Genomic DNA, 10,657 nt, shown 5'->3' with positions numbered 1-10,657 from the left:
CTTTTTTAATGCTTTAAATAACTTATGTGATTATTAAACCGCTGTTGGTTTAACTTTATGCTTAGAGTGCACAATTGCTAAAACAATTAAACCTATCACAGCGACTGCTGCGCCAATAGGTTTACCTAAATCACTTGATAAGTTAAGACCAATTGCGGCAGTACCAATATAAGAAACCGTTACCGCTGTTGCTATAACAGCAGGAACACTGGCAATCCAATGGAATGTGCCACGGTCAAACAAGTACTTAGTGGCAAGCCATAATACGCTTGTAGAAAGCAGCATGTTTGAAAATGCAAAGTAGCGCCAAATTAATGAGAAATCGAGCTTCGTCATAAAGTACGCAATTGTCAGTATAGGAACGGCCACTAGTAATCTGTTACGTATGCTTTGCGGAATATTAAACGCATCAACAACAGTTAAACGTAATGAGCGGAACGCTGTATCACCAGAAGTAATTGGGAATACGGCTACTGCAATAATTGCCATTATACCGCCAAATACACCTAAGTAACTGTTAGCTACATGGTTTACTACTAAGCCTGGACCACCTTGATCAAGCAATGCTTTTAAGCCTGCGTAACCCTCTGGGAACGCTGCAATACCAGCAAGTGCCCATACACAACCTACAATACCTTCACACATCATAGCGCCATAATAAACTGGACGTACGTATTTTTCGTTAGTTAAACAGCGCGCAATAATAGGCGCTTGAGTAGAGTGAAAACCACTAATAGCACCACAAGTAATTGTTATAAATAACAATGGCCATGTTGGTAATCCATCTGGGTTTGGCTCTAAAAAGTCATGTGCGTGATCAGCTTCAAAGTAAGCTAAAAAGTCACTTGGTACAGGTAAGTGCGGCGCATTAATTAATAATGAAACAGCAATTGCCACTGTCATTACAATCATTAGCGCACCAAAAATTGGGTAAAACTTAGTAATGATTTTATCAATTGGTAGCAAGGTAGCTAAAAAGTAATACGCTAAAATAGCGAGTACCCAAAAGGTATTATTTGCCAGTATTGTACCTTCAAAAAAATCAAGGTTACTTAGCAAACCTGCAGGGCTCATAATAAATACTACACCTACAAAAAACAGTAGCATGGCAGTAAATACAAGCATAAAGCCTTTAAATACGACGTTGTAATAATGGCCTGCGATTTCTGGTAGGCTTTTACCGTCTTCTTTTATACTCATTACACCTGAGAAGAAGTCGTGTACAGCGCCACCTAAAACATTACCAAGTACAATCCATACTAGTGCAACTGGTCCGTATAAAGCACCTAAAATTGGGCCAAATATTGGACCTACGCCAGCAATGTTTAAAAACTGAATTAAAAATGCTCTTACAGGGTGAATAGCGACGTAATCAACACCTTCGCTAAAGCGTTTTTGTGGTGTGTCAGCAGTTGAATCCAAACCGGCTTGTTTTTCAACAAATGGGCTGTAAAACTTATAGCCCAGTATTAAAATAGTGAGGCAGATAAAAAAGATGATCATAAAGCACGTTTCTCTTTTTGTATTTGTATTATAGAGCGCATTGTGTGTCGCCCCGCCTTTTCAATCCGTGAATAATCGACGAACAATAACAAAGCTTCAACCCTCAAACAATAAGACGTTTAGCTAATACAATAATCGATATAAGCCACTATTTACGCAACCTGCACACTTAACGTTCCACATTGAATATTTATTACACGCGTCTTATTTTGGGCACAAAAAAAGCGGTTAAACTTTTACGTTATAACCGCTTTCACACACAATGTTTTTTAAAGTGGGTTCATAAACTCACTAATTTGTTGATGCGTTAAAGTAGGTGTTGCGCCAGAACTTTCGGCGACCATTGCTCCAACGGCACATGCAAAGTCAACGGCATATTGCGCGTCGTCGTTGCTACAAAGCTGATAAATTAACGAACCTAAAAACGAATCCCCTGCGCCAACAGTGTCAATTACGCTAATTAAATAACCTGAATTATAAAAATTCTCGCCTTTGATTGTTAATAAAGCACCGTGGCTGCCTTTAGTTACACATAAGTAATCGGTATTTGTTTGCTGTGCTATAAACGCTAAATTTTGTTCAAGCGAATGAAACTTACAACCCATCGCTTTTGCTATTTCGTATAGCTCTTCATCGTTTAACTTAATAAAGTCTGCTTTATTCATTAAATCTACAAGTGTTTCTAGCTTGTAATGCGGTGCACGTAGATTTACGTCAAATACTTTAAAGTTTGCTACATCAACTAGTTGATTTAATGTTGCTAAAGACGCTTCGCTTCGCCCAATTAGGCTGCCAAATACAAATACATCGCTACTTTTAACTTTACTAAGTAACTCATCGGTAAGCGCTATATTATCCCATGCAGTGTCTGCCACTATTTCATAACTTGCAGAGCCACCACTGTCGAGTGTTACCTCAACCGTGCTAGTTTTTTTGTCACTATTAATAGCAATGTATTCGCAGCTTACGCCTTTGCTAGTAATTTCGCTTAGTAGCTCAGCGCCTAACTCGTCGTTACCAACAGCGCTGATCATGTCGGCTTTAATGCCTAATGAGTTAATACGCACACACATGTTAAGTGGCGCGCCACCTAAGCGTTTACCTGAATCAAAACAATCCCATAACACTTCGCCAAAACAGCTAACACTTACGTTTTCGCTTGATTTATGATTAATTAAAATGCTCATAATTAGTTACTCTTTTGATCAAGTACGTTTTTCATAATGGCTTTAACTTTACTATTAGGTGCATACAGCGCAGCAATCGACTTTTTATATTCAGCAGTAAACGTTTCGTTATGCTCAAGCTTACCAAACAAGCTCGTTAACTTTAAAAATGCAATCGGGCTAGTTTGAGTCTCTTGCGCGTAAGAATTAAGCTCTTTTTGCATCGCATCTTGAATTTCAAGCTGCTCGCCGTTTTCACTTAAACCCTTATCGCTGTATAAGCACCAAGTAGCAATAACAAGCGTTGCCAGTGATACATCTCGACCTTGTACTAGGTTTTCGTTAATTGTGGCAATTAAAAACTTAGGCAATTTAGCTGAGCTTTCACTACAGATACGCGCTAGGCTGTCTTTAATATTAGGATTAGCAAAGCGCTCTATTAACGTATCTTTGTAGCTTTCAAGGTCAATGCCTTCAAGTGGTTCAAGATTTGGGGTTACTTCTTTATCCATAAAAGCACGCAGGTATGTGGCAAATAATTCATCAGATACCGTTTCGTCAATAGTGCTATAGCCATGGATTGAACCTAATAAACCAAGTACAGAATGCCCTGCATTAAGTAAACGTATTTTCATGGTTTCATAAGGCGTTACATCAGTAACAAACTGTGCACCAACAACGTCCCAATTTGGACGAGAGTCGCTAAATGTGTCCTCTATTACCCATTGTGTAAACGACTCACAGGTAATTGGCCACTCGTCGCTAACACCATATGCATCAACCACGTAATCAATATCACTCTTTTTAGATGCAGGTGTAATACGGTCAACCATCGCATTTGGAAACGATACGTTTTGCTCAATCCACTCACTTAGGTTTTTGTCTTGCTCTGTAGCAAAGGCTAAAAGCATTTTGCGTGTTACGTTACCGTTGTGCTGAATGTTATCGCACGACTGTACTGTAAACGCGCCTAGGCCTTGCTCTTTACGCAATTTTAACGCAGCAGTAATGTAGCCAAACGCTGTAATTGGGTCGTTTGGGTTATTAATGTCGTTAATAATATCTGGATTACTGGTGTCAAACTCGCCCGTTGCAGGGTTAAAGTTGTAACCGCCTTCGGTAATAGTAAGCGACACAATTTTAGTATCGCTGTGTGCTAACTTATTAATTACCGCTTGTTTGTCCTCTGGAGCAAACAAAAAGTCGATCATTGAGCCAATTACTTTTTTATCTATTTTACCGTCTGGGTGTCTAACAGTAAGCGTATAAAGGTAATCTTGCTGCTTTAAAATATCACGCAGACCACGGTTACCCTCTAAAAGGCCAACACCACATATGCCCCATTGCTCAGAGCCCGGAGTTTTTAAAAGCTCGTTAACATACACTGCTTGGTGAGCACGATGAAAACCGCCCACACCAATATGTACAATACCGGCTTTAACTGCGCTACGGTCGTAGGTTGGTGTATCAACATGGCTTGGTAATTGAGCCAAGCTTTGTTGGTTTAGCCCTGTAACTAGAGCGTCAGTGTGTTGATGTTGCGTCATGGTGCGACCTTACTAAACAAAGATAAAATATAAATTACGATACTGTATTGAGTACTTTATGGCGTTTTAACGACCAGTACGCAGTAACAAAATAAATAACAGTACAAATAAAACAGGCTATTTCGAATTGCGATTTATTAGCGCTGTACATATTCATAGTTTCACTGAAAAACATCACCTGGCTGGCAAATATAAAAATAATAACCAGTGAAACCGTAGAAACCGCGTTAAGTACTTTTGTAAATACAGAGCTGTCAATGATTGGCTTTGGAATGTCTTTAGCCTCAGCAGCTTGATATTCTTTAATATCACGTTGCTCTTGCTCTTCTGCTTCAATCTCTTGTGTGTAATCATCACCAGCGCCGTATTTTTTAGCTAAAAGCGTGTAAACAACAATGGTGAAAATCCATGTAGGAATAAACAAGTAGTAAAACGACATTACATCAATTGCGTTTAAGCCAAAGCCAAACACAAGTGCTAACGCCCAAGATGCTATAGCCGGTACGCTGCGGGTAATATTTTTATATTTAGCCCAGTAACGTGTTAGGCCAATTTTAGGAAATAACACATGCTCAGCAAACACAATGCCGCCTACTGGTACAACTAATAAGCCTGCGTAGGTAAGTAGCGGAAGCATTTGAGAAAATACAAATGGGAAACACGCAATAATTACGGTTACAACACCTACAATAGCGGTGGTGCGTTCACGTGATTGATTAACAAATATAGATTGTGCTGCAAGGCCTGCACGGTAAAGGTTTGCGTTAGCTGTAGTCCAACCGGCAATAATTACAATAACAAAACCAGTCCAACCTAATGCATGGTATGCAACATCGCCCGGATCAAGTGATGAAATAGTTGTTTTAAGTAATACCGCAACACCTGCGCCCATAATACCGGCAGAGATCCACGCTAAGTAATGACCAAAAAACATGCCCACACCAGAAAACAAGCCATAGCTTTTGCGTTTAGCAAATCTAAAAATAGCCATGTCGATTAAACCAAAATGAGTAATTGAGTTAGCAGCCCATGCAAAGCCAATCACTTCTAATAGGCCAATGCCCTTTTCACCATCGGCGTTGGTGCCCGTCCATATGGAGGAGTCGCCTATGGTCATAAAGTCGCTAAAGCTACTTAAAGAGGTAGAACCTAATACATGATTTGAAAGCTCAGGGAATAACGCGAACGAGCCTGCAATAAATATAACAAATAGCCACGGCGCACACAGCTTTGAAAAGTCAGCAACCGTAGAAAAGCCATACATCGCAACAAATACAACAATAGATCCAACAGCTAAAACAATGGCTACAAACCAAAAGCTATTTGGATACCAATCAAGTTGCGCAGGTATATCAAACAAAAACCGCACGGCGGTGGAGGATACCGTGATCATAGCGGCCGATATAACACTAAAAATAACCACGTTAGCCCAGTTATAGAGCTTGGTCATTGAGTTACCAGCAATTTTGTTTAAGTAGTTATATAAACTTAAGCGGGTTTCTACTGCAATGGGTGCAGTAATTAGCCACCAAGAACACATTGCTAACAGGTTACCTATTAATAAACCAAGTAGAATATCAATGGTTGAAGCGCCTAATGCAACAAACGTTGCACCAATAACAAATTCAGTAGCCGCAACATGTTCGCCAGCATATAGCCCTGCAAAATGTTTCCAGCCGTGAAGCTTATTATTAGCAACAGGAAGTTGCTCTTCGTTTACATCTTTAAATGTTTGTGTGTGTGGACTCGTTGCCATGGTATTTCCTATTGTTAACAGCAAAATATTTGATACCAATCTGCATAACTATTTGAATAATTTAACGAGTTAAATTACCCCATAACGTCGTTAAAAATTTTATATTTAGAACAACTAGATATAAAAATTTTTGCCTAGTTACAGTGCAATTTTCTTATCGTTAAATAAACCCCATATTCAAGCAGATTGGTATAGTACCTAAATACTTTGCCTTTTATAATTTGGCTTATAAACGCATGATGTTTTGCCATGTTTTGTTTTATTTTTAGTAAAGCAAAACCATCTACATTTATATTTTGCGTTTGCTTGCCTGTCAGTGTGTAAGGCGAGCAAATCACGTTTAAAACTTTGTTTATTTAAAAAGCCGCGTGTTTACTGCTTTTTAAGTGCAGGGTATGCACTAAAAAATTCTTGCCAATGCGTTAAATGATCAACATTTGGGTAAGCACTGTGCACATGATTAACAGAGCCTTGCATATGTTGCCCACCGCTGTAATGCAGTACTTGCATGTTAGCGTCAATTCCTGCATTTACACCTGCTTTACTGTCTTCAATTACTAAGCAATGCTCTGGCTTTACACCCATTTTTTTAGCTGCATGTAAAAATAAATCAGGTGCTGGTTTACCACGCTTAACTTCGCTGCTGGTAAAAACCGTATCGCTAAAGTACTTGCTTAAGCTCACTACGCTCAACGCTTTTGCGGTGCGTGCTGGGCTGCTGCTAGTAGCTATACAAATAGGTACAGCTAAATTGTTAAGTACGTCTTTTATACCGTCAGTCGTGGTTAGTCCGGTTTCAAATTCGTTTAACAGTGCCTCGCGGTAGTCACCTTCAAAGCTTTCAGGAAGAGTGACATTAAATGCATCCGCTATTTTTTGGCTTACTGTTTTAAAGTTGCAGCCTAAAAAGTGTTGCTGTACATAAGCGCGGTCAATCTCAACGCCTTTTTCAACAAGCATATTAATGAGTACGTGTGCGCTTAAAATTTCGCTATCAATAACAACGCCATCACAATCAAATATCACTAGCTCAATATTAGTATTCATCTTGTCACCTTATTCAAACTGTTTGATTTAGCTAATTTAAGCATAACGAGTTAAGCGCGATTAATATTGTGCAACTTTTTAGCACAATCCAGAAATGAGCATAAGCCCACAGATTGAGCATATTCCCTTTATTGCGCGAATATGTCAACACACTGTAAGTATAAAACGCACCAACGTGGTGAAAATACCGCCAGATAAAACTAAACACCTTTGTATTTAATAAATTTTATAAAAGCATATTGCGACTAAGGTCGTAGTAAAAAAATTACATTAATGTAAAAAGTGTATCTGCAAATTCATTTCATCTATTTTACAAATCACATCAATCTAATTAATCAGTTTTACCGAAGTTAATAAAATTAATACTATCGTTAACAGATTAACAGCCTGCACCACTGCCGGCACTTTTAAATAGATGAGGTCGACAATGAATACTCAAATAAACAAAACAAAATTAACACTCACTGCACTGGCACTTGCAATAGCATTACCGGCAAGCGCAGCAACAACTCTTACTAAGGATAACGGCGCAGCTGTTGGCGACAACCAAAATTCAATTACTGCTGGCGAACGTGGCAGTGTATTACTAGAAGACGTGCAACTAATTCAAAAACTGCAACGCTTTGCACGTGAGCGTATTCCAGAGCGTGTTGTGCATGCTCGTGGTACTGGCGCACACGGTGTGTTTGTAGCATCAAAAGAGCTAGATGATTTAACAATTGCAGCACCGTTTGCACAAGCAGGTAAAGAAACAGACGTATTTGTTCGCTTTTCCTCAGTAATTCACTCAAAAGGCAGCCCAGAAACACTGCGCGATCCACGTGGCTTTGCAACTAAGTTTTACACAGACCAAGGTAATTGGGATTTAGTAGGTAACAACTTACCGGTGTTTTTTATTCGCGATGCAATCAAATTTCCAGACATGGTTCACTCTTTAAAACCATCTCCGGTTGATAACATTCAAGATCCTAACCGCGTATTCGATTTTTTCTCGCACGAACCAGGTTCTACACAAATGCTAACGTGGGTTTACAGTGACTACGGTACACCAGCAAGTCTTCGTAAAATGGACGGTTGGGGTGTACATGCATACAAAATGATTAATAAATCGGGCGATGTTAAATACGTTAAGTTTCATTGGGTAAGCCAACAAGGTATTGATAACCTTGACTCAAAAGAAGTAGCTAAAGTGCAAAGCCAAGACTTCCAACACTTAACACGCGACCTTTACAGCGAAATTGGTAAAGGCAACTTCCCTAAGTGGGATCTATACATTAAAACGCTTGATCCGTCGCAGCTTGATGATTTTGATTACAACCCATTAGATGCAACAAAAATGTGGTTAGACATTAAAGAAACTAAAGTAGGAACAATGACCCTAAACCGCATGCCAACTAACTTCTTCCAATCTACGGAACAAGTAGCAATGGCACCGGCAAACATTATTCCAGGTATTGAGCCATCAGAAGACCGTTTATTACAAGGTCGTATGTTTTCTTACGCTGATACACAAATGTACCGCCTAGGTGCTAACCACCAGCAATTGCCAATTAACCGTGCAAAAGTTGAAGTGGTTAACTACAACCAAGACGGCGCAATGAATATTGGTAACACTACAAGCAATGTAAACTACCAGCCAAGCCAAGAAAACGTAGCTGAAAACCCAATTGCACGTAGAAGTAACACAGAGCTAAAAGGCTTTGTACAACAAGCCGCGATTAAAAAGCAGCAAAACTTCGCGCAAGCAGGTGTTATATACCGTGGTTTTAGCAAGCAAGAACGTACAAACCTAATTAATAACCTAGCAGGCGATTTAGGCAAAGTGCAAAACAGCAGTGTTAAACACAAAATGCTTAGCCACTTTTACAAAGCAGACAGTGAGTACGGTACACGCTTAACTAAAGCTGTAAAAGGCGATATTAAAATGGTTAAACAACTAGCAGCTAACTTATAAGCAACTAGTTAAAAGCAATTAGTCCCAACTAAATAGCTATTTAAACCACAACCATGAGGAAGGAATAAACCCCTTCCTCTTTTATAAGAGGCAATGGTTATGCGTAATTTATTAATTATAGTCGCTCTACTACTGAGCTTTACCAGTAGCGTTTACGCTCAAAATACATCAGATACACAAACACCCAGTACGCAAGTTGAAACCCAACATTCTGCAAAAGCTCAATACGATAGCTTATTTGCTTATTACTTTGCCGCAGCACGCACAAACGACACAGCTGTAATAGAGCAATTTGTAGATGCCGGGATTCCTATCGACAGCTACAACAATAAAGGCTATACCGCGTTAATGATTGCCACTTATCATGGCAATAAAAACACGGTTAACACGCTTTTGCACTTAGGCGCCAATGCCTGTTTAGAAGATAACCGAGGTAACACAGCGCTTATGGCTGCTATTTTTAGAGGGGAATTTAGTATAGCTAAAACACTTGTATCACTTGATTGCGATAACGCGCATCAAAACAAAGCCGGTCAAACAGCCGAGCAGTTTGCACAAACATTTGGTCAACAAAAAGTTATAGAGTTACTAGCGCAGGTAAATAATGCAAAATAATCTGCACGCAACAAAAAGCCCTAAAATAATAGGGCTTATTTTTAATAAAATTAGTCTTATGTTGCAGACGCTATTTGAGGTTGTTTAGGCTTTTCTCGCGTTACAAAGTAGCAAATTAGCGAGCCTACTGTTACCAGCACAACCCCCTGCCAAAACGAAGCACTCAGCGTAATAGATAAATACAACGCCGAAATAATAGTAGAAAACACCGGTGTAAAGTACGAAAGCGTGCCCAAAAGCATTAAGTTACCGCCAATAATAGCTTGATTCCACAGTGCATAACCGCTCCCCACGACTACACCAGCTAATAGTAATGTTATGCTTGAACTGAGTGAAAACGTTAATGGCGCTTCATTACTAAAACCATATTGCGCCCACAAACTCATTGCCGTAACAGTAAAAAATAACGTAATGGCATTTTTACCATTACTCAGCTTTTGCGTTACTACGCAATAAATAGCCCATATAAACGCTGCAGCTAATGCCATTAAGTAAGTAGCAGGATTATCAGCAAAGTTAGTAACAAGCGTATCGAGTGACATTTTTTGATCGCCCGTAATACACCAAGCAACGCCTAAAAAAGCAATGATCATGCTTGGGTAAACCCAGTAACTTACTTTTTTACGACCAATAATAATAGAGAGCAATATAGTCAGCGTGGGCCACAAATAGTTAATAACCGCCATTTCCATTGCCTGATGACGACTATTTGCCATACCAATAGAAAGCGCCAAGCAAATTTCGTACGCTACAAATAATAAAGTACCTACTACCAAGTAACGTTTTGAAAACCCACTAAACTTGGGCACTCCCATAACCAAAATTAAAAATATCGCACTGACAGAATACATAGCCGCCGCACCACCAATGGGGCTAAACAACTCAGAAATATCCCGTAGTAATGCAACTAAGCAACTCCACAGTAATATGGCCGCGACTCCATAAAGCGTGTATTTATTTTTGCTTAAAAACTCCATTTGCCAATCCAAAAGTACCACTCGTAAATTTGAAACTAAACTAACAGTAATTATTTAATTAAACAATTAGGGTCTGTTGATCTTTCAAGGTT

The 10,657-nt window shown here is 39.3% G+C and carries 8 protein-coding genes; 2 read left to right on the top strand and 6 right to left on the bottom strand.

Annotated elements, in window-relative coordinates:
- Positions 1 to 33: 33 nt before the first annotated feature.
- The 5 genes from P20495_RS09670 to P20495_RS09695 all read right to left on the bottom strand — a co-directional run bounded on the left by P20495_RS09670 (position 34) and on the right by P20495_RS09695 (position 7,019).
- Positions 34 to 1,503: a carbon starvation protein A gene (locus tag P20495_RS09670; protein ID WP_008136410.1), complete on the bottom strand. Its 1,470-nt coding sequence runs from the start codon at positions 1,501 to 1,503 to the stop codon at positions 34 to 36.
- Between the two features lie 269 nt (positions 1,504 to 1,772).
- The gene (locus P20495_RS09675) at positions 1,773 to 2,690 is read right to left on the bottom strand and encodes a carbohydrate kinase (RefSeq protein ID WP_008136409.1); all 918 of its coding nucleotides are present in this window, start codon (positions 2,688 to 2,690) and stop codon (positions 1,773 to 1,775) included.
- Between the two features lie 2 nt (positions 2,691 to 2,692).
- Positions 2,693 to 4,216 (bottom strand): mannitol dehydrogenase family protein, encoded by a 1,524-nt coding sequence (locus P20495_RS09680; RefSeq protein ID WP_008136408.1) that lies wholly within the window; start codon positions 4,214 to 4,216, stop codon positions 2,693 to 2,695.
- 34 nt (positions 4,217 to 4,250) lie between these two features.
- Positions 4,251 to 5,972 (bottom strand): cytosine permease, encoded by a 1,722-nt coding sequence (locus tag P20495_RS09685; protein WP_008136407.1) that lies wholly within the window; start codon positions 5,970 to 5,972, stop codon positions 4,251 to 4,253.
- A gap of 372 nt (positions 5,973 to 6,344) precedes the next feature.
- Positions 6,345 to 7,019: an HAD family phosphatase gene (locus P20495_RS09695; protein ID WP_008136405.1), complete on the bottom strand. Its 675-nt coding sequence runs from the start codon at positions 7,017 to 7,019 to the stop codon at positions 6,345 to 6,347.
- A 427-nt stretch (positions 7,020 to 7,446) separates the two neighbouring features.
- Between P20495_RS09695 and P20495_RS09700 the strand changes: the two genes are divergently transcribed.
- Positions 7,447 to 8,973, top strand: a complete 1,527-nt coding sequence (locus tag P20495_RS09700) for a catalase (RefSeq protein ID WP_008136404.1) — start codon at positions 7,447 to 7,449, stop codon at positions 8,971 to 8,973.
- A 99-nt stretch (positions 8,974 to 9,072) separates the two neighbouring features.
- Positions 9,073 to 9,588 carry an ankyrin repeat domain-containing protein gene (locus P20495_RS09705; RefSeq protein ID WP_008136403.1) on the top strand — a complete coding sequence of 172 codons (516 nt, stop codon included), beginning with the start codon at positions 9,073 to 9,075 and terminating at the stop codon, positions 9,586 to 9,588.
- Positions 9,589 to 9,644: 56 nt separating this feature from the next.
- Here P20495_RS09705 and yddG read toward each other — a convergent pair whose 3' ends face one another.
- Complete coding sequence (yddG, locus tag P20495_RS09710) at positions 9,645 to 10,565, bottom strand: aromatic amino acid DMT transporter YddG (protein WP_008136402.1); 921 nt, start codon at positions 10,563 to 10,565, stop codon at positions 9,645 to 9,647.
- Between the last annotated feature and the right edge of the window lie 92 nt (positions 10,566 to 10,657).

The sequence above is a fragment of the Pseudoalteromonas sp. BSi20495 genome (assembly GCF_000241185.1).
Classification (GTDB): Bacteria; Pseudomonadota; Gammaproteobacteria; order Enterobacterales; family Alteromonadaceae; genus Pseudoalteromonas; species Pseudoalteromonas fuliginea.
The sequence above is the reverse complement of the archived record's forward strand: the minus strand, read 5'-3'. Positions and strand labels throughout refer to the sequence as shown.

Bases quoted from the DNA above. Each gene is read 5' to 3' on its own strand.
- P20495_RS09670 (WP_008136410.1), bottom strand. From the start codon at position 1,503: ATGATCATCTTTTTTATCTGCCTCACTATTTTAATACTGGGCTATAAG.
- P20495_RS09675 (WP_008136409.1), bottom strand. From the start codon at position 2,690: ATGAGCATTTTAATTAATCATAAATCAAGCGAAAACGTAAGTGTTAGC.
- P20495_RS09680 (WP_008136408.1), bottom strand. From the start codon at position 4,216: ATGACGCAACATCAACACACTGACGCTCTAGTTACAGGGCTAAACCAA.
- P20495_RS09685 (WP_008136407.1), bottom strand. From the start codon at position 5,972: ATGGCAACGAGTCCACACACACAAACATTTAAAGATGTAAACGAAGAG.
- P20495_RS09695 (WP_008136405.1), bottom strand. From the start codon at position 7,019: ATGAATACTAATATTGAGCTAGTGATATTTGATTGTGATGGCGTTGTT.
- P20495_RS09700 (WP_008136404.1), top strand. From the start codon at position 7,447: ATGAATACTCAAATAAACAAAACAAAATTAACACTCACTGCACTGGCA.
- P20495_RS09705 (WP_008136403.1), top strand. From the start codon at position 9,073: ATGCGTAATTTATTAATTATAGTCGCTCTACTACTGAGCTTTACCAGT.
- yddG (WP_008136402.1), bottom strand. From the start codon at position 10,565: ATGGAGTTTTTAAGCAAAAATAAATACACGCTTTATGGAGTCGCGGCC.